At 64.9% G+C, this 18,034-nt stretch carries 29 protein-coding genes; all 29 read left to right on the top strand.

Annotated features, from left to right (window positions below; translation table 11 throughout):
• Window positions 1–4 precede the first annotated feature (4 nt).
• The 29 genes from fusA (at window position 5) to rplQ (ending at window position 17,808) form a co-directional block, all read left to right on the top strand.
• On the top strand, window positions 5–2,146 hold the full coding sequence (fusA, locus tag D3P35_RS06770) for an elongation factor G (protein ID WP_118133823.1): 2,142 nt from the start codon (window positions 5–7) through the stop codon (window positions 2,144–2,146).
• Between the two features lie 51 nt (window positions 2,147–2,197).
• Window positions 2,198–3,373, top strand: a complete 1,176-nt coding sequence (gene tuf / locus D3P35_RS06765; RefSeq protein ID WP_118133821.1) for an elongation factor Tu — start codon at window positions 2,198–2,200, stop codon at window positions 3,371–3,373.
• 86 nt (window positions 3,374–3,459) lie between these two features.
• Window positions 3,460–3,768: a 30S ribosomal protein S10 gene (gene rpsJ / locus D3P35_RS06760; protein ID WP_118133819.1), complete on the top strand. Its 309-nt coding sequence runs from the start codon at window positions 3,460–3,462 to the stop codon at window positions 3,766–3,768.
• A gap of 14 nt (window positions 3,769–3,782) precedes the next feature.
• Entirely contained in the window at window positions 3,783–4,508 is a 726-nt protein-coding gene (gene rplC / locus D3P35_RS06755) for a 50S ribosomal protein L3 (RefSeq protein WP_118133817.1), read from the top strand.
• The gene (gene rplD, locus D3P35_RS06750) at window positions 4,505–5,125 is read left to right on the top strand and encodes a 50S ribosomal protein L4 (RefSeq protein WP_118133815.1); all 621 of its coding nucleotides are present in this window, start codon (window positions 4,505–4,507) and stop codon (window positions 5,123–5,125) included. The genes rplC and rplD overlap by 4 nt, the downstream gene beginning before the upstream one ends.
• Window positions 5,122–5,418, top strand: a complete 297-nt coding sequence (locus tag D3P35_RS06745) for a 50S ribosomal protein L23 (RefSeq protein WP_118133813.1) — start codon at window positions 5,122–5,124, stop codon at window positions 5,416–5,418. Before rplD ends, D3P35_RS06745 begins: the two co-directional genes overlap by 4 nt.
• A gap of 75 nt (window positions 5,419–5,493) precedes the next feature.
• Window positions 5,494–6,327 (top strand): 50S ribosomal protein L2, encoded by an 834-nt coding sequence (gene rplB, locus D3P35_RS06740; protein ID WP_118133811.1) that lies wholly within the window; start codon window positions 5,494–5,496, stop codon window positions 6,325–6,327.
• A gap of 12 nt (window positions 6,328–6,339) precedes the next feature.
• On the top strand, window positions 6,340–6,618 hold the full coding sequence (gene rpsS, locus D3P35_RS06735; RefSeq protein WP_118133809.1) for a 30S ribosomal protein S19: 279 nt from the start codon (window positions 6,340–6,342) through the stop codon (window positions 6,616–6,618).
• A gap of 3 nt (window positions 6,619–6,621) precedes the next feature.
• Window positions 6,622–7,002: a 50S ribosomal protein L22 gene (gene rplV / locus D3P35_RS06730; protein ID WP_118133807.1), complete on the top strand. Its 381-nt coding sequence runs from the start codon at window positions 6,622–6,624 to the stop codon at window positions 7,000–7,002.
• Complete coding sequence (gene rpsC, locus D3P35_RS06725) at window positions 7,002–7,706, top strand: 30S ribosomal protein S3 (RefSeq protein WP_118133805.1); 705 nt, start codon at window positions 7,002–7,004, stop codon at window positions 7,704–7,706. Before rplV ends, rpsC begins: the two co-directional genes overlap by 1 nt.
• Before the next feature lie 12 nt (window positions 7,707–7,718).
• The gene (gene rplP / locus D3P35_RS06720; RefSeq protein WP_118133802.1) at window positions 7,719–8,132 is read left to right on the top strand and encodes a 50S ribosomal protein L16; all 414 of its coding nucleotides are present in this window, start codon (window positions 7,719–7,721) and stop codon (window positions 8,130–8,132) included.
• Window positions 8,133–8,227: 95 nt separating this feature from the next.
• On the top strand, window positions 8,228–8,428 hold the full coding sequence (gene rpmC / locus D3P35_RS06715; RefSeq protein ID WP_118134094.1) for a 50S ribosomal protein L29: 201 nt from the start codon (window positions 8,228–8,230) through the stop codon (window positions 8,426–8,428).
• A gap of 16 nt (window positions 8,429–8,444) precedes the next feature.
• Complete coding sequence (rpsQ, locus tag D3P35_RS06710) at window positions 8,445–8,681, top strand: 30S ribosomal protein S17 (RefSeq protein WP_118133801.1); 237 nt, start codon at window positions 8,445–8,447, stop codon at window positions 8,679–8,681.
• A gap of 68 nt (window positions 8,682–8,749) precedes the next feature.
• The gene (gene rplN, locus D3P35_RS06705) at window positions 8,750–9,118 is read left to right on the top strand and encodes a 50S ribosomal protein L14 (protein ID WP_118133799.1); all 369 of its coding nucleotides are present in this window, start codon (window positions 8,750–8,752) and stop codon (window positions 9,116–9,118) included.
• Window positions 9,118–9,432, top strand: a complete 315-nt coding sequence (rplX, locus tag D3P35_RS06700; protein WP_118133797.1) for a 50S ribosomal protein L24 — start codon at window positions 9,118–9,120, stop codon at window positions 9,430–9,432. The genes rplN and rplX overlap by 1 nt, the downstream gene beginning before the upstream one ends.
• A complete protein-coding gene (rplE, locus tag D3P35_RS06695; protein WP_118133795.1) occupies window positions 9,425–9,976 on the top strand; it encodes a 50S ribosomal protein L5 in 552 nt (183 codons plus the stop codon). Before rplX ends, rplE begins: the two co-directional genes overlap by 8 nt.
• A 13-nt stretch (window positions 9,977–9,989) precedes the next feature.
• Window positions 9,990–10,295: a 30S ribosomal protein S14 gene (gene rpsN, locus D3P35_RS06690; RefSeq protein ID WP_118133793.1), complete on the top strand. Its 306-nt coding sequence runs from the start codon at window positions 9,990–9,992 to the stop codon at window positions 10,293–10,295.
• Between the two features lie 11 nt (window positions 10,296–10,306).
• On the top strand, window positions 10,307–10,705 hold the full coding sequence (rpsH, locus tag D3P35_RS06685; RefSeq protein WP_118133791.1) for a 30S ribosomal protein S8: 399 nt from the start codon (window positions 10,307–10,309) through the stop codon (window positions 10,703–10,705).
• Between the two features lie 11 nt (window positions 10,706–10,716).
• On the top strand, window positions 10,717–11,250 hold the full coding sequence (gene rplF, locus D3P35_RS06680; protein ID WP_118133789.1) for a 50S ribosomal protein L6: 534 nt from the start codon (window positions 10,717–10,719) through the stop codon (window positions 11,248–11,250).
• An 11-nt stretch (window positions 11,251–11,261) separates the two neighbouring features.
• Window positions 11,262–11,621: a 50S ribosomal protein L18 gene (rplR, locus tag D3P35_RS06675; RefSeq protein ID WP_118133787.1), complete on the top strand. Its 360-nt coding sequence runs from the start codon at window positions 11,262–11,264 to the stop codon at window positions 11,619–11,621.
• Between the two features lie 10 nt (window positions 11,622–11,631).
• Complete coding sequence (gene rpsE, locus D3P35_RS06670; RefSeq protein WP_118133785.1) at window positions 11,632–12,195, top strand: 30S ribosomal protein S5; 564 nt, start codon at window positions 11,632–11,634, stop codon at window positions 12,193–12,195.
• Window positions 12,196–12,207: 12 nt separating this feature from the next.
• Window positions 12,208–12,396, top strand: a complete 189-nt coding sequence (gene rpmD, locus D3P35_RS06665) for a 50S ribosomal protein L30 (protein ID WP_118133783.1) — start codon at window positions 12,208–12,210, stop codon at window positions 12,394–12,396.
• A 159-nt stretch (window positions 12,397–12,555) separates the two neighbouring features.
• A complete protein-coding gene (rplO, locus tag D3P35_RS06660; protein ID WP_118133781.1) occupies window positions 12,556–13,038 on the top strand; it encodes a 50S ribosomal protein L15 in 483 nt (160 codons plus the stop codon).
• A gap of 95 nt (window positions 13,039–13,133) precedes the next feature.
• A complete protein-coding gene (gene secY, locus D3P35_RS06655) occupies window positions 13,134–14,477 on the top strand; it encodes a preprotein translocase subunit SecY (protein WP_118133779.1) in 1,344 nt (447 codons plus the stop codon).
• Complete coding sequence (locus D3P35_RS06650; RefSeq protein WP_118133777.1) at window positions 14,474–15,121, top strand: adenylate kinase; 648 nt, start codon at window positions 14,474–14,476, stop codon at window positions 15,119–15,121. Before secY ends, D3P35_RS06650 begins: the two co-directional genes overlap by 4 nt.
• Before the next feature lie 241 nt (window positions 15,122–15,362).
• Entirely contained in the window at window positions 15,363–15,731 is a 369-nt protein-coding gene (rpsM, locus tag D3P35_RS06645; RefSeq protein ID WP_118133776.1) for a 30S ribosomal protein S13, read from the top strand.
• A 12-nt stretch (window positions 15,732–15,743) separates the two neighbouring features.
• Window positions 15,744–16,136, top strand: coding sequence for a 30S ribosomal protein S11 (rpsK, locus tag D3P35_RS06640; protein ID WP_118133774.1), 393 nt, complete (start codon window positions 15,744–15,746; stop codon window positions 16,134–16,136).
• Window positions 16,137–16,251: 115 nt separating this feature from the next.
• Window positions 16,252–17,268 (top strand): DNA-directed RNA polymerase subunit alpha, encoded by a 1,017-nt coding sequence (locus tag D3P35_RS06635; protein WP_118134093.1) that lies wholly within the window; start codon window positions 16,252–16,254, stop codon window positions 17,266–17,268.
• Between the two features lie 117 nt (window positions 17,269–17,385).
• The gene (gene rplQ / locus D3P35_RS06630) at window positions 17,386–17,808 is read left to right on the top strand and encodes a 50S ribosomal protein L17 (protein WP_118133772.1); all 423 of its coding nucleotides are present in this window, start codon (window positions 17,386–17,388) and stop codon (window positions 17,806–17,808) included.
• The last annotated feature ends 226 nt before the right edge of the window (window positions 17,809–18,034 follow it).

The following is an 18,034-nucleotide window of genomic DNA, read 5'->3' as shown; positions in this document are numbered from 1 at the left end:
ACCGATGGCCCGCGACTTCTCTCTGTCACGCTACCGCAACTTCGGCATCATGGCCCACATTGATGCCGGCAAGACCACCACGACCGAGCGTATCCTCTACTACACCGGCAAGAGCCACAAGATCGGCGAGGTGCATGACGGCGCCGCGACGATGGACTGGATGGAGCAGGAGCAGGAGCGCGGCATCACCATCACCTCGGCTGCGACGACCACCTTCTGGTTCCGCACCGAAGATGGCGTGAACCCGACGGGCATCTACGGGAACACCCCCGAGGAAGCCAAGTTCCGGTTCAACATCATCGACACCCCGGGCCACGTTGACTTCACCATCGAGGTCGAGCGTTCGCTCGCCGTGCTCGACGGCGCCGTCTGCGTGCTCGACGCCAACGCCGGTGTCGAGCCCCAGACCGAGACCGTCTGGCGCCAGGCCGACCGCTACAAGGTTCCGCGGATCGTCTACGTCAACAAGATGGACAAGATCGGCGCCGACTTCTTCAACTGCGTCGCCATGATCAAGGACCGCACCGGCGCCCAGCCGATGCCGATCCAGCTGCCCATCGGCGCCGAGACCGAGCTCGAGGGCCACGTCGACCTGATCACCATGAAAGAGTGGGTGTGGGAAGGCGAGGACCTTGGTGCGACCTGGCAGATCCGGGAGATCCGCGAGGAGCTCAAGGACAAGGCCGAGGAAATGCGCGCCGAGATGATCGAGCTCGCCGTCGAGATGGACGACGAGGTCATGGAGAAGTACCTGGAGGGCGAGGAGCCCGACCAGCCGACCCTCCGTGCGCTCATCCGCAAGGGCACCCTGGCGATGGCCTTCGTGCCGGTGCTGGCCGGTTCCGCGTTCAAGAACAAGGGCGTGCAGCCCATGCTCAACGCGGTGATCGACTTCCTGCCCGGCCCGCTCGACGTGCCCGCCTACATGGGCTTCCTGCCCGGCGACGAGACGGAAACCCGCAACATCCCCCGTTCGGCGGATGACGAGCAGCCGTTCTCGGGCCTCGCCTTCAAGATCATGAACGACCCGTTCATGGGCTCGCTCACCTTCGTTCGCGTCTACTCGGGCAAGGTCGCCAAGGGCGACACGCTGCTCAACTCGACGAAGAACAAGAAGGAGCGCATCGGCCGCATGGTGATGATGCACGCGAACAAGCAGGAGGAAATCTCCGAGGCGTTCGCCGGCGACATCATCGCGATCGCGGGTCTGAAGGACACCACCACCGGTGACACGCTCTGCGACACCGCGAAGCCGGTCGTCCTCGAGACCATGAGCTTCCCGGAGCCGGTGATCGAGATCGCCATCGAGCCGAAGTCGAAGGCCGACCAGGAGAAGATGTCTCTCGGTCTGCAGCGCCTCGCGGCCGAGGACCCGTCCTTCCAGGTCTACTCGGACCCCGAGTCCGGCCAGACCATCATGAAGGGCATGGGCGAGCTTCACCTCGACATCCTGGTCGACCGCCTGAAGCGCGAGTTCAAGGTCGAGGCGAACATCGGTGCGCCGCAGGTGGCCTACCGCGAGACCATCGGCCACGAGGCCGAGATCGACTACACCCACAAGAAGCAGTCGGGCGGCTCGGGCCAGTTCGCGCGCGTGAAGCTGGTCATCCAGCCGACCGAGCCGGGCGAGGGCTACAGCTTCGTCTCCGAGATCGTGGGCGGTTCGGTGCCGAAGGAATACATCCCCGGCGTGGAAAAGGGCATCAAGTCGGTCATGGACTCCGGTCCGCTCGCCGGCTTCCCGGTGATCGACTTCAAGGTGAAGCTGGTCGACGGTGCCTACCATGACGTGGACTCGAGCGTCCTGGCGTTCGAGATCGCGTCCCGTGCGGCGATGCGCGAGGGCCTCAAGAAGGCCGGCGCGAAGCTGCTCGAGCCGGTGATGAAGGTCGAGGTCGTGACCCCGGACGAGTACACCGGCGGCGTGATCGGCGATCTCACCTCCCGTCGCGGCCAGGTGCAGGGGCAGGACACCCGCGGCAACGCGAATGTCGTCAACGCCTTCGTGCCGCTCGCGAACATGTTCGGCTACATCAACGACCTGCGCTCCATGTCCTCGGGCCGCGCGCAGTTCACCATGCAGTTCGACCATTACGAGCCGGTGCCGGCGAACATCTCTCAGGAAATCCAGGCGAAATTCGCGTAGCGCGGTGGGGGAAACCCCACCCTGTGCGAAGGCCGACGAAAGGACACGGAAATGGCTAAAGCTAAATTCGAGCGGAACAAACCGCATGTGAACATCGGGACGATCGGTCACGTCGACCACGGCAAGACGTCCCTGACCGCGGCGATCACGAAGTACTTCGGTGACTTCAAGGCGTATGACCAGATCGACGCCGCGCCGGAAGAGAAGGCGCGCGGGATCACCATCTCGACCGCCCACGTGGAGTACGAGACCGCGGCGCGCCATTACGCGCACGTGGACTGCCCGGGCCACGCCGACTACGTGAAGAACATGATCACGGGTGCGGCGCAGATGGACGGCGCGATCCTCGTGGTGAACGCGGCCGACGGCCCGATGCCGCAGACCCGCGAGCACATCCTGCTCGCCCGCCAGGTCGGCGTGCCGGCGCTGGTGGTGTTCCTGAACAAGGTCGACCAGGTGGATGACCCCGAGCTGCTCGAGCTCGTCGAGATGGAAGTGCGCGAGCTGCTCTCCTCCTACGAGTTCCCCGGCGACGACATCCCGATCATCGCGGGTTCCGCCCTGGCCGCGCTCGAAGAGCGCAACCCGGAGATCGGCGAGGAGAAGGTGCGCGAGCTGATGGCCGCGGTCGACGAGTACATCCCGACCCCGGACCGTCCGATCGACCAGCCGTTCCTGATGCCGATCGAGGACGTGTTCTCGATCTCCGGCCGCGGCACCGTCGTGACCGGCCGCGTCGAGCGTGGCGTGATCACCGTGGGCGAGGAAATCGAGATCGTCGGTATCCGCGACACGAAGAAGACCACCTGCACCGGCGTGGAAATGTTCCGCAAGCTGCTGGACCGCGGCGAGGCGGGCGACAACATCGGCGCGCTGCTGCGTGGTGTCGACCGTGAGGGCGTGGAGCGTGGCCAGGTGCTGTGCAAGCCGGGTTCGGTGAAGCCGCACACCAAGTTCGAGGCCGAGGCCTACATCCTGACCAAGGAAGAGGGCGGTCGTCACACCCCGTTCTTCACCAACTACCGTCCGCAGTTCTACTTCCGGACCACGGACGTGACCGGCAACGTCGAGCTGCCCTCGGGCACCGAGATGGTGATGCCGGGCGACAACCTGAAGTTCACGGTGACCCTGATCGCCCCGATCGCGATGGAAGAGAAGCTCCGCTTCGCCATCCGTGAAGGCGGCCGCACCGTCGGCGCCGGCGTGGTCTCCAAGATCATCGAGTAAGGCGCGAGCCTGGAAACCCCTTGGCCGGGGGATACGCCCCCGGCCATTTCGTTTGAAGCTACCTAGCGATCCCAAGAGGCGGTCACATGCAAGGTCAGAACATTCGCATCCGGCTCAAGGCCTTCGACTACCGTGTGCTGGACGCCAGCACCGCGGAGATCGTGAGCACGGCCAAGCGCACGGGTGCAACGGTACGCGGGCCGATCCCGCTGCCGAACAAAATCGAGAAGTTCACGGTTCTTCGTGGTCCGCACATCGACAAGAAGAGCCGCGAGCAGTTTGAGATCCGGACGCACAAGCGCCTCCTGGATATCGTTGATCCGACGCCGCAGACGGTGGACGCGCTGATGAAGCTCGACCTCGCCGCCGGCGTTGATGTCGAAATCAAGCTCTGAGGGGACGCGGAACGATGCGCTCTGGAGTACTCGCAAAGAAGCTGGGCATGACCCGGCTGTTCATGGAGGACGGGAAGCAGATCCCTGTGACCGTCCTGCAGATGGAAAACGTTCAGGTCGTCGCGCAGCGCACGGCCGAGAAGGACGGCTACTCCGCCGTCCAGCTCGGTGCCGGTGCCATCCGCGCGAAGAATGTCAGCCAGCCGATGCGCGGCCACTTCGCCAAGGCGAGCGTGGAACCGAAGCGCCGCCTGGCCGAGTTCCGTGTGACCCCGGACAACCTCATCGAGGTCGGTGCCGAGATCACCGCCGATCACTTCCTCGCCGGCCAGAAGGTCGACATCGCGGGGACCTCGATCGGTAAGGGTTTCGCCGGTGCGATGAAGCGGCACAACTTCGGCGGCCTCCGGGCGTCGCATGGTGTGTCGATCTCCCACCGTTCGCACGGCTCCACCGGCCAGTGCCAGGACCCCGGCAAGGTGTTCAAGGGCAAGAAGATGGCCGGCCACATGGGTGCCGTCCGTGTCACGACCCAGAACCTGGAAGTGGTGCGCACCGACGTCGACCGCGGCCTCGTCATGGTCAAGGGCGCCGTCCCCGGCTCCAAGGGTGGCTGGGTCACGATCAAGGACGCGGTGAAGGTGAAGGCCCCCGAGGGTCTGCCGATGCCGGCCGCGATCCGTGCCGCCGCCCAGTCGGAAGCTCCCGTTGAAGCCCCCGAAGGAGGCGCGGAAGAATGAAGGCCGATGTGATCAACTTTGACGCCGGTTCGGCGGGCGAGATCGACCTCGCCGACGACGTCTTCGGGCTCGAGCCGCGCGCCGACCTGCTGCAGCGCGTCGTGCGCTGGCAGCTCGCGAAGCGCCAGGCCGGTACTCACAAGACCAAGACCCGGTCCGAGGTGAGCTACGCCTACAAGAAGATCTACCGTCAGAAGGGCACCGGTGGTGCCCGTCACGGTGGCAAGGGCGTCTCGCAGTTCCGCCACGGCGGCACCACCAAGGGTCCGGTCGTGCGCAGCCACGCGCACGAGCTCCCGAAGAAGGTGCGCGCTCTCGGTCTCAAGCATGCTCTCTCGGCCAAGGCCGCTGCGGGTGAGCTGATCATCATCGACACCGCGTCGATGGAAGAGGCCAAGACCGCGAAGCTGCGCCAGAGCCTCACCAAGCTCGGCCTCGACAAGGTGCTGTTCATCGACGGCGCCGAGGTGAACGAAAACTTCGCCCGTGCGGCGCGCAACCTCGAGAACGTGGATGTGCTGCCGAGCCAGGGCGCCAACGTCTACGACATCCTGCGTCGGAACAAGCTCGTGCTGACCAAGGCTGCCGTGGAAGCGCTGGAGGCGCGCCTGAAATGAGTGCGAAGCCCGAACAGTACGACGTGATCCGTCGGCCCATCATCACCGAGAAGGCCACCCTGGCGTCCGAGAGCGGCGCCGTGGTGTTCGAGGTGTCGATAGACGCGACCAAGCCGGCGATCAAGGCCGCCGTGGAAACGCTCTTCAACGTCAAGGTGAAGTCGGTCAACACGACCATCACCAAGGGCAAGGTGAAGCGCTTCCGTGGCCAGATCGGCCGCCGGAACGACGTCAAGAAGGCCTATGTGACGCTTGTCGATGGCGCGACCATCGACGTCACCACCGGTCTCTGATACATGCACGCGGTGCCCGATTCGTCGGGCATCGCATTTACGTCTTGAACAACCAGTGAAGCGGAAGACAGCAAGATGGCGTTGAAAAAATACAAGCCGACGACGCCGGGCCAGCGAGGTCTGGTTCTGATCGACCGTTCGGAGCTGTGGAAAGGCCGCCCCGTCAAGTCTCTCACCGAGGGCCTGACGAAGAATGGCGGCCGGAACAACACCGGGCGGATCACGATGCGTCGCAAGGGCGGTGGGGCGAAGCGCCTCTACCGCATCGTCGATTTCAAACGGCGCAAATGGGATGTGCCCGGCCTGGTGATGCGGGTCGAGTTCGACCCCAACCGGACGGCGTTCATCGCGCTCATCCGCTATGAAGACGGCGAGCAGGCCTACATCCTGGCCCCGCAGCGTCTCGCGGTGGGCGACACGGTGATCGCGGGCTCCCGCGTCGACGTGAAGCCGGGCAACGCGATGCCCTTCTCCGGCATGCCGATCGGCACGATCGTGCACAATGTCGAGATGAAGGCCGGCAAGGGTGGCCAGATCGCCCGCGCCGCAGGCACCTATGCCCAGTTCGTCGGCCGTGACGGCGGTTACGCCCAGCTGCGCCTGTCCTCGGGCGAGCTGCGCATCGTCCGCCAGGAGTGCATGGCCACGGTTGGCGCGGTGTCGAACCCCGACAACTCGAACCAGAACATCGGCAAGGCTGGCCGCAACCGGCACAAGGGCATCCGCCCGTCGGTCCGTGGTGTCGCCATGAACCCGATCGACCACCCGCACGGCGGTGGTGAAGGCCGCACCTCCGGTGGCCGTCACCCGGTTACCCCCTGGGGCAAGCCGACCAAAGGTCATCGGACGCGCACCAACAAGGCGACCGATAAGTTCATCCTCCGCTCGCGCCACCAGCGCAAGAAATAAGGAGCCAGCCCTATGTCACGTTCCGTCTGGAAAGGCCCCTTTGTCGACTCGTATGTCCTCAAGAAGGCAGCGAAGTCGCGCGAGAGCGGTCGCAATGAAGTCATCAAGATCTGGTCGCGCCGGTCGACGATCCTGCCCCAGTTCGTGGGTCTCACCTTCGGCGTCTACAACGGCCAGAAGCATATCCCGGTGAACGTCACCGAGGAGATGATCGGTCAGAAATTCGGCGAGTACAGCCCGACCCGTACCTACTACGGTCACGCTGCCGACAAAAAAGCGAAGCGGAAGTAAGCCATGGGACAGAAGAAAAACCCCCGTCGCGTGGCGGAAAACGAGGCGATGGCGAAGACGCGCATGCTGCGCACCAGCCCTCAGAAGCTGAACCTCGTCGCGCAGCTCATCCGGAAGAAGCCGGTCGGCAAGGCGCTGACCGATCTCACCTTCTCGAAGAAGCGCATCGCCGTGGACGTGAAGAAGTGCCTTCAGTCCGCCATCGCGAACGCCGAGAACAACCACGGGCTCGATATCGATGAGCTGGTCGTGGTCGAGGCCTACGTCGGCAAGAACCTGGTGCTGAAGCGCGGCCACCCGCGCGCCCGCGGCCGGTTCGGCAAGATCATGAAGCCGTTCAGCCAGATCACCATCAAGGTCCGTCAGGTCGAGGAGCAGGCATAATGGGACAGAAGGTCAATCCGATCGGCCTGCGCCTGCAGGTCAACCGCACCTGGGACAGCCGCTGGTACGCTGACACCAAGGACTACGGCCGCCTGATGCACGAGGATCTCAAGATCCGCGAGTTCATCAAGAAGCGCTGTGCCCAGGCCGGCATCAGCCGCGTGATCATCGAGCGCCCGCACCGCAAGTGCCGGGTGACGATCCACTCGGCGCGCCCCGGCGTGATCATCGGCAAGAAGGGCGCCGACATCGAGACGCTGCGCAAGGAAGTTGCGAAGCTCACCGATTCGGAGCTGCACCTCAACATCGTTGAAGTGCGCCGCCCGGAGATCGACGCCCAGCTCGTCGGCGAGAACATCGCCCAGCAGCTGGAGCGCCGCGTCTCCTTCCGCCGCGCCATGAAGCGTGCGGTGCAGAACGCGATGCGCATGGGTGCCCTGGGCATCCGCATCAACCTCGGCGGCCGGCTCGGCGGTGCGGAAATCGCCCGCGTCGAGTGGTACCGCGAGGGCCGCGTTCCGCTGCACACCCTGCGTGCCGACATCGATTACGCGACGTCCGAGGCGCTCACCGCCTACGGCATCATCGGGATCAAGGTCTGGATCTTCAAAGGCGAGATCATGGAGCATGACCCCGCCGCCCGTGACCGTCGCCAGGCCGAGCTGCAGGAGGGTGCCGGTGGGCGCCCGCAGCGCGGCGCCTGAGGAGGATAAGAGATGCTTTCGCCGAAGCGCACAAAATTCCGCAAGCTGCACAAGGGCCGCATCCATGGTGAGGCCAAGGGCGGTACCGATCTCAACTTCGGGTCTTTCGGCCTGAAGGCGACCGAACCCGAGCGCATCACCGCGCGGCAGATCGAGGCGGCCCGCCGCGCGATGACCCGCCACATGAAGCGCCAGGGCCGTGTCTGGATCCGCATCTTCCCCGACAACCCGGTGACGCAGAAGCCCACCGAAGTTCGTATGGGTAAGGGCAAGGGTTCCGTCGAATACTGGTCGGCCAAGGTGAAGCCTGGCCGCATCATGTTCGAGCTTGACGGCGTGGCCGAAGATGTGGCAAGGGAGGCCCTCCGATTGGCCGCCATGAAGCTGCCGATCAAGTGCCGGTTCGTCCAGCGCGAGGATTGGTAAGGGCAGGGCCCCGGAGTCATCCGGGGCCTCGGCCTTTATTTTGGTTGGAAAAGCATGGGGCTTCTTCCCATGACTTCTGATGAAGGGATATGGCGATGAACGCCGCCGAACTGCGCGACAAGACGCCCGATGAGCTGCGTGACCAGCTCGTGGCGCTCAAGAAGGAGGCCTTCAACCTCCGCTTCCAGCAGGCCACCGGCCAGCTCGAGAACACCTCACGCATGGGCCAGGTCCGCAAGGACGTGGCACGCGTGAAAACGATTCTGAACCAGAAGGCCGCTTCCGCGGCCGAGTGATCGGAGAGAGACGAGAATGCCGAAGCGCATCCTGCAGGGCACCGTCGTGAGCGACAAGAACGACCAGACCGTCACGGTCCTGGTCGAGCGTCGTTTCACGCATCCGGTCATGAAGAAGACCGTCCGGATGACCAAGAAGTACCGGGCGCATGACCCGGAGAACACGTTCAAGACCGGCGACACCGTGCGCATCGAAGAGTGCGCCCCGGTCTCGAAGAGCAAACGCTGGGCCGTGGTGACCGCAACCGCCTGAGGCGGTTTCCCACCAGGCCCGGTTAGTCGAAACCGTGGGGCAGGTCCCCACAGGTCGGGAGTAACCCAATGATCCAGATGCAGACCAATCTGGATGTCGCTGACAACTCCGGCGCCCGCCGGGTTCAGTGCATCAAGGTCCTCGGCGGCTCGCATCGCAAGTATGCGTCCGTGGGCGACATCATTGTGGTTTCCGTCAAGGAAGCCATTCCGCGGGGCCGCGTGAAGAAGGGCGACGTCCGCAAGGCCGTCATCGTTCGCACCGCGAAGGAAGTGCGTCGCGAAGACGGCACCGCCATCCGCTTTGACCGCAACGCTGCCGTCATCCTGAACAACCAGGGTGAGCCGGTCGGGACCCGTATCTTCGGCCCGGTCGTCCGCGAGCTGCGCGCCAAGAACTTCATGAAGATCATTTCGCTGGCGCCGGAGGTGCTCTGATGGCTGCGAAACTCAAGAAGGGCGACACCGTCATCGTTCTTGCCGGTAAGGACAAGGGCAAGCAGGGCGAGATCCTTTCGGTGCTGCCGAAGGAAGAGCGCGCTGTGGTGAAGGGCGTCAACATGGCCATCCGCCATACCCGCCAGACCCAGACGAGCCAGGGCGGCCGCATCTCGAAAGAGGCTGCGATCCACCTGTCGAACCTCGCTCTGGTCGACCCGAAGGACGGCGGCGCCACCCGCGTCGGTTTCCGCATCGAGGGCGACAAGAAGGTCCGTTTCGCGAAGAAGTCCGGGGAGACGATCGATGGCTGATTACACGCCCCGCCTGCGCGCTCTCTACAAGGAGAAGGTCCGCGCGGCGCTGAAGGAAGAATTCTCGTACAAGAACGAGATGATGATCCCGAAGCTCGAGAAGATCGTCCTGAACATGGGCGTCGGCGAAGCGGTCTCTGATTCCAAGAAGATCAAGTCCGCCCACGACGACCTGATGGCGATCGCCGGCCAGAAGCCGGTCATCACCAAGGCGAAGAAGTCCATCGCGGGCTTCAAGGTTCGCGAAGAGATGCCGCTCGGCGTGAAGGTGACCCTTCGCGCGGACCGCATGTACGAGTTCCTCGACCGCCTGACCACCATCGCGATGCCCCGTATCCGCGACTTCCGCGGCGTTTCGGGCAAGAGCTTCGACGGCCGTGGCAACTACGCCATGGGCCTGAAGGAGCACATCGTGTTCCCCGAGATCAACTTCGACAAGGTCGATCAGGTCTGGGGCATGGACATCGTCATCTGCACCTCCGCTGCTACGGATGCGGAAGCGAAGGCGCTGTTGAAGCACTTCAACCTGCCCTTCCAGAACTGAGGCGGAGGAGAGAATGGCCAAAGTATCCATGATCGAGCGCGAGAAGAAGCGCGAGAAGCTGGTCGCCAAGTACGCCGCCAAACGGGCAGCGCTGAAGGCGATCGCAACTGACGAGAACCTGGAGATGTCCGAGCGGTTCAAGGCGCGCCTCAAGCTCGCCAAGCTGCCCCGCAACTCCTCGCCCACGCGTCTCCACAACCGGTGCCAGGTTTCGGGTCGTCCGAAAGCCTATTACCGGAAGCTGAAGATGTCCCGTATCGCCCTGCGCGACCTGGCCTCGATGGGCCAGATCCCGGGCATGGTCAAATCCAGCTGGTGAGGAGGGGTTAGATGTCTGTGAACGATCCTCTCGGCGATATGCTGACCCGCATCCGCAACGCGCAGATGCGCGGCAAGACGAAGGTGATTACGCCTGCGTCGAAGCTGCGCGGCTGGGTGCTCGACGTTCTTGCCTCCGAAGGCTACATCCGGGGCTACAGCCTCGATGACAGCGTGAAGGGCAAGCCGAACTACCTGATCGAACTGAAATACTTCGACGGTACGCCGGTCATCCGCGAGCTCAAGCGCGTCTCCACCCCCGGTCGCCGCGTCTACAAGGGCGTGAAGGAACTCCCGTCGGTCCGCAACGGTCTCGGCGTGGCGATCCTTTCCACCCCGAAGGGCGTCCTCTCCGATGCGCAGGCCCGTGCCGGCAACGTCGGCGGCGAAGTGCTCTGCACCGTGTTCTGAGGGAGCTGGCAATGTCTCGTATCGGCAAGAAACCGGTTCCGATCCCTGGTGGCGTCTCTGCCTCCGTTTCGGGCCAGACCATCGAGGTGAAGGGGCCCAAGGGCGTCCGCACCTTCCGCGCGACCGATGATGTCGACATCAAGGTCGAAGACAGCACCGTCGTGGTGGCACCGCGCGGCACGTCCAAGCGTGCCCGCCAGCAGTGGGGCATGTCCCGGACCCAGGTCGAGAACCTGGTCACCGGCGTGACCCAGGGCTTCAAGAAAGAGCTCGAGATCCAGGGTGTCGGTTACCGCGCCCAGGTTCAGGGCAAGGTCCTGAAGCTCGCGCTCGGCTACTCCCACGACGTCGACTTCCCGATCCCCGACGGGATCACGATCACCTGCGCCAAGCCGACGGAGATCGCGATCGAGGGCATCGACCAGCAGGAAGTCGGCGAAGTGGCGGCCAAGATCCGCGACTGGCGGCGTCCCGAGCCCTACAAGGGCAAGGGCATCCGCTACAAGGGTGAGTTCATCTTCCGCAAAGACGGCAAGAAGAAGTAAGGAGCAACAAGATGGCTATGAGCAAACTTGCGCTGTTCCAGAAACGCCGTATGCGCGTGCGGAGCAGGCTGAAGAAGGTCGGCGGCGGCAAGCCCCGGCTGAGCGTTCACCGCTCGTCCAAGAACATCTCGGTCCAGGTGATCGACGACGCGCAGGGCGTGACCCTGGCCGCGGCGTCGACCCTCGAGTCCAAGCTGGGCCTGATGGGCAAGAACAACGTCGAGGCTGCCGCGAAGATCGGCTCCGAGATCGCCGCGCGCGCCAAGGCCGCCGGTGTCGAGGAAGTCGTCTTCGACCGTGGCGGCTACCTTTTCCACGGCAAGGTGAAAGCCCTTGCGGATGCCGCCCGTGAGGGCGGTCTCAAGTTCTGAGGAGGCGATAATGGCACGGGAAGACAACCGTCGGGACCGTCGCGACCGCGACGAAACCCCGGAATTCGCCGATCGCCTCGTCGCGATCAACCGCGTTTCGAAGACCGTGAAGGGCGGCAAGCGCTTCGGCTTTGCAGCTCTCGTGGTTGTCGGTGACCAGAAGGGTCGCGTGGGCTTCGGCAAGGGCAAGGCCCGCGAGGTTCCGGAAGCGATCCGCAAGGCCACCGAGCAGGCGAAGCGCCAGATGATCCGGGTTCCGCTCCGCGAGGGCCGGACGCTGCACCACGACCAGGCTGGCCGCCACGGCGCCGGCAAGGTGGTGATGCGCGCCGCCCCGCAGGGTACCGGCATCATCGCGGGTGGTCCGATGCGCGCCGTGTTCGAGATGCTCGGCATCCAGGACGTGGTCGCGAAGTCCATCGGCTCGCAGAACCCCTACAACATGATCCGCGCCACCATGAACGGGCTCGTCGGCGAGTCGAGCCCGCGCCAGGTGGCCCAGCGTCGTGGCAAGAAGGTGGCGGACATCCTGCCCCGGAACGACCATGACGCCCCGGAAGCGGCTGAAGCGTAAGGAACCGGAGCAATGGCAAAGACCATCGTCGTCAAGCAGATCGGTTCGCCGATCCGCCGCCCGGACGTTCAGCGCCGCACGCTGATCGGCCTCGGCCTCAACAAGATGCACAAGACCCGTGAGCTGGAGGACACCCCGTCCATCCGCGGCATGGTCAACAAGATCCCGCATCTCGTTCAGATCATCGAGGAGCGCGAGTAATCGCCGCTCCCCGCTCCCTCCGGGGGGCCTGAAGATCGGGGTCCCGGGTCAAGCCCGGGACGCCGCGTTTGAGGGGCCGGCAGCCGCCGCCCGCCACACATGCCGTGTCCGGGAGCCCCTGACGCTCCGCTCCCGCGTCCGGCCAGAGGAGACAGCGTCATGAAACTTCACGAGATCGCCGACAAGCCCGGCGCAACCAAGACCGCGAAGCGCATCGGCCGTGGCCCGGGTTCGGGCAAGGGCAAGATGGGTGGCCGCGGTATCAAGGGTCAGAAGTCCCGTTCGGGCGTGGCCATCAACGGCTACGAAGGCGGCCAGATGCCGATCTACCGGCGCCTGCCGAAGCGCGGCTTCACCAACGCGCCGTTCTCGAAGAACCACGCCGTGATCAACCTCGGCATCATCGAGAAGTTCATCGCCGCCGGCAAGCTCGACGCCTCCGCGCCGATCACCGAGGACCTGCTCGTGGCCTCCGGCGCCGTGCGCCGCAAGCTCGACGGCATCCGCGTGCTGGCGAAGGGCGCGATCACCTCGAAGGTCACCCTCGAGGTCACCGGCGCCTCCAAGGCCGCCATCGCCGCGGTGGAAGCCGCCGGCGGCAGCCTGAAGGTGAGCGCTCCGGAAGCCGCTGCGGCGGAATAAGGCTTGTGGGTGCGCGCCGCGCACTTTAGATCGGATACGTCTGCGGCGCCGCCCCGGTCATCAGACCCGGGCGGCGCAATTTTGGAGGGTGGAGCATGGCATCGGCCGCGGAACAGATGGCCCAGAACCTCAGTTGGGGCAACTTCGGGAAGGCCAAGGACCTGCAGAGCAGGATCCTGTTCACCCTAGCCCTGCTGATCGTCTACAGGCTGGGCACGCATATCCCCGTTCCGGGGGTGGATACGGTACAGCTCCAGGCGTTCTTCGAGCGCGCGGGGCAGGGCATCGGCGGCATGCTCAACATGTTCACCGGCGGCTCGCTGGGCCGCATGGCGATCTTCGCCCTCGGCATCATGCCCTACATCTCGGCCTCGATCATCGTGCAGCTCATGGCCTCGATGATCCCCTCTCTCGAGCAGCTCAAGAAAGAGGGTGAATCGGGCCGCAAGAAAATCAACCAGTACACGCGCTACGGCACGGTGATCCTGGCGCTGTTCCAGGCCTACGGCATCGCCGTGGGGCTCGAGAGCCAGAACCTGGTGCTGGAGGCCGGCTGGTTCTTCCGCGCCACCTGCGTGGTGACGCTGGTCGGCGGCACGATGTTCCTGATGTGGCTGGGCGAGCAGATCACCGCCCGCGGCATCGGCAACGGCATCTCGCTGATCATCTTCGTCGGCATCGTGGCGGGCCTGCCGAGCGCTCTCGTGCAGTTCTTCGAGCTCGGCCGCCAGGGCCAGATCTCGGCCGGCATGATCATCGGCATCATGGTGATGGCGGTGGTCGTGGTCGCCTTCGTGGTGTTCATGGAGCGCGCGCTGCGCAAGATCATCATCCAGTTCCCCAAGCGCCAGGTGGGGATGAAGGTCTATGACAGCTCCAACTCGAACCTGCCGATCAAGGTGAACCCCGCCGGCGTCATCCCGGCCATCTTCGCCTCCTCGCTGCTGCTGCTGCCCACCACGGTGACCAGCTTCGCCGGCAGCGATTCGACCGGCGTGCTGAGCTATGTCGCGGCCTATCTCGGCCATGGCCAGCCGCTTTACCTGGTGGCGTTCGCGGCGATGATCGTGTTCTTCACCTATTTCTACACCGCCAATGTCGCCTTCAAATCCGAAGACGTGGCGGACAACCTGAAGAAGCAGGGGGGATTCGTTCCCGGCCTGCGCCCTGGTCCGCGCACCGCGGAGTATCTCGATTACGTCGTCTCGCGCCTGCTGGTTGTCGGCTCCGCCTATCTTGCGGCGGTTTGTCTCCTGCCCGAAATCCTCATTTCGCAGGCTTCGGTCCCGTTCTACTTTGGCGGCACCTCGCTGCTGATCGTGGTTTCGGTGACCATGGACACGATCAACCAGATCCAGTCGCACATGCTGGCGCACCAGTATGAGGGCCTGATCGAGAAGTCGCGCCTGCGGGGCAAGGGGAGAGGAAAACGCAAATGAACATTATCCTTCTTGGTCCGCCGGGTGCCGGCAAGGGAACCCAGGCCCGGATCCTGATGGACACGAAAGGCTTCATCCAGCTTTCGACCGGGGACATGCTGCGCGCCGCTGTGGCCGCGCAGACCGAGGTGGGCAAGCGCGCCAAGGCGGTGATGGATGCGGGCCAGCTCGTCTCCGACGAGATCGTGAACGCCATCGTCTCCGAGCGGCTCGACCAGCCGGATGTGTCCAGCGGCGTGATCTTCGACGGCTTCCCGCGCACCGCCGCCCAGGCCAGCGCGCTCGACGAGATGCTCTCCTCCAAGGGCATGGACCTCGACCGTGTCGTCTCCATGGAAGTGGATGACGAGCTGCTGGTGGAGCGTGTGTCCGGCCGCTACACCTGCGCCAAATGCGGCGAGGGCTACCACGACAGCTTCAAGAAGCCGGCCGTGGAAGGCACCTGCGACAAGTGCGGCAGCCACGAGTTCAAGCGCCGGGCCGACGACAACGCCGAGACCGTGCGCGGCCGGCTCGTTGCCTACCACGCCGAGACGGCGCCGCTCATCGCCTATTACGAAGGGCAGGGCAAGCTGGTGACGGTCGACGGCATGGCGGAAATCGGGACGGTCACCGCCTCGATCGCTTCTGCCCTGGAAGCCTGAAAAAAACCTTGACTGCGACGGGATTCCTGCCTTGACGGCAGGAGCCCGTTTTCTATACTCCGCGCTCTCTCTATCGAGAGTCGCTTCCAACTACGATTTCACCTCGGGAGCGCGGGATGCCTTGGGGTCCGGGACGGGACCCGTTCAGCCGGACTTGCGGCCCTCTTCGCGGGCAGCAGGGTCGGCTTTGATTGTGACAAAGGCCCCTCGCGCGGGCCGAGAGATGAACGGAGCTTGAGACGTGGCACGCATTGCGGGCGTAAACATCCCAACCGGTAAACGTGTTGAGATCGCCCTTACCTACATTCACGGCATCGGTAACACGACTGCCAAGGAAATCTGCAGCGCCGTCGGCATCGAGTCCACCCGCCGGGTGAACGAGCTGTCCGACGCCGAGGTCCTCGCGGTTCGCGAGTTCATCGACGCCAATCTCGCGGTGGAAGGCGACCTGCGGCGCGAGCGCGCCGTGAACATCAAGCGGCTGATGGACCTCGGCTGCTACCGCGGCCTGCGGCACCGTCGCGGCCTGCCGGTGCGCGGTCAGCGGACCCACACCAACGCCCGCACCCGCAAGGGTCCCGCCAAGCCGATCGCCGGCAAGAAGAAGTAAGGAGGCCGGACGATGGCACGCGAAAAACGCGCAGCGCCCAAGCGCAAGGAACGCAAGAACATCGCATCGGGCGTGGCCCATGTGAATTCGAGCTTCAACAACACCAAGATCCTGATCGCCGACGCGCAGGGCAACGCCATTGCGTGGTCCTCTGCCGGCACGATGGGCTTCAAGGGCTCCCGCAAGTCCACCCCCTACGCCGCGCAGGTTGCCGCCGAGGACGCCGCGAAGAAGGCGCAGGAGCATGGCATGCGTACCCTCGAGGTCGAGGTGCAGGGCCCCGGTTCCGGCCGCGAGTCCGCGCTTCGCGCCTTCCAGGCCGTCGGCTTCACCGTCACCGCGATCCGTGACGTGACCCCGATCGCCCACAACGGCTGCCGTCCTCCGAAGCGCCGCCGGGTCTGATGCCCCCATTCAGCGTGCGGGCCGGGATGCGAATCCCGGCCTGTGCGCCTTTTGTAATTTTCCTCGAGAGCCCGGATCGCGGATCCGACCCAGGGCAAGGATGGAGGACCACGACATGATCCACAGGAACTGGCAGGAACTTATCCGTCCGCAGCAGCTCGACATCCGCCCCGGCCACGACGCGCGCCGGCAGGCTGTCGCCGTTGCGGAGCCGCTGGAGCGGGGCTTCGGCCTGACGCTCGGCAATGCCCTGCGCCGGGTGCTGCTGAGCTCGCTCCAGGGGGCCGCGATCACCTCGATCCAGATCGATGGAGTGCTGCACGAGTTCTCCTCGATCGCCGGGGTCCGCGAGGATGTGACCGATGTCGTCCTCAACCTCAAGGGCGTTTCGCTCAAGATGGAAGTGGAAGGCCCCAAGCGTGTCGTGCTCTCGGCCACCGGCCCGGGTGTAGTGACCGCCGGTGACATCCAGGTGACGAACGGGATCGAGGTGCTCAACCCCGATCACGTGATCGCCCATCTCGACGACGGTGCGACGCTCCACATGGAGCTGACCATCGCCTCCGGCAAGGGCTATGTCGCCGCCGACAAGAACCGCCCCGAGGATGCCCCGATCGGGCTGATCTCGGTCGATGCGCTGTTCTCGCCGGTCAAGAAGGTGAGCTACAAGGTCGAACCCACTCGCGAGGGCCAGGTGCTTGACTACGACAAGCTCACCCTCACCGTGGAGACCGACGGGTCGCTGACCCCTGACGATGCGATCGCCTACGCGGCCCGCATCCTGCAGGACCAGCTCACCGTGTTCGTGAACTTCGAGGAGCCGGAGACGCACACGCGTTCCGACGCCGCCGAGGAGCTGGAGTTCAACCCGCTCCTGCTCAAGAAGGTCGACGAGCTCGAGCTCTCCGTGCGCTCGGCCAACTGCCTGAAGAACGACAACATCGTCTATATCGGCGACCTGATCCAGAAGACCGAGGCGGAGATGCTCCGTACCCCGAACTTCGGCCGCAAGTCGCTGAACGAGATCAAGGAAGTGCTCACCACCATGGGCCTCCACCTCGGCATGGACGTGGTTGACTGGCCGCCCGACGACATCGACGAGCTGGCCAAGAAGTACGAAGACCACTTCTGAGTTTCTACGCGGCCGCCCCGGTTTCCGGGGCGGTCGTGACTGCCCGGGTACTCCGCCCCAAGGAGGCCTCCGCCAGATGAGGCCGGACAAAGTACAACTCGCAAAAGGACACATGACATGCGTCATTCCAACGGCTACCGGAAGCTGAACCGGACCCACGAACACCGCAAGGCGATGTTCGCCAACATGGTCTGCTCGCTCATCGAGCACGAGCAGATCAAGACCACCCTGCCGAAGGCGAAAGAGCTCAAGCGCGTGATGGACAAGGTCATCACCCTGGGCAAGCGCGGTGACCTGAACTCCCGCCGTCTCGCCGCCGCGCAGCTGAAGCAGGATGCCGCCGTCGCCAAGCTGTTCGACGCGCTGGCCGCCCGCTACAAGGACCGCGCCGGTGGCTACACCCGCGTGCTGAAGGCCGGCTTCCGCTACGGCGACATGGCTCCGATGGCGATCATCGAGCTGGTCGACCGCGACCCGGCCGCCAAGGGCGCCGCCGACAAGGCCCGCGTGGCCGAGCTCGAGGCCGCCGAGGAGGAGTGAGCCCTCCGCGGCTTCGGCCGCGCACCGCTCTCAGGCTCGAAGGCCGCCCCCGTCCCGGGGCGGCCTTTTGCATGTCCGGGGATCGCGCGGAGCCTGGCGGTGGCCAGTGCCGGGGCGCGGCGCGGACACGGTTCTCTCCCGCTCGCGTGAGGTGGGTGGCGGCAGGGTGCCGCCAGAGATGTCCGGCGCCGCCGGTCGTCTGCGGGCCGGTGCTCCCGCACCTGCC

It is taken from the genome of Oceanicella sp. SM1341 (assembly GCF_003448965.1).
In the GTDB taxonomy this organism is placed as follows: Bacteria; Pseudomonadota; Alphaproteobacteria; order Rhodobacterales; family Rhodobacteraceae; genus Paroceanicella.
The sequence above is the reverse complement of the archived record's forward strand: the minus strand, read 5'-3'. Positions and strand labels throughout refer to the sequence as shown.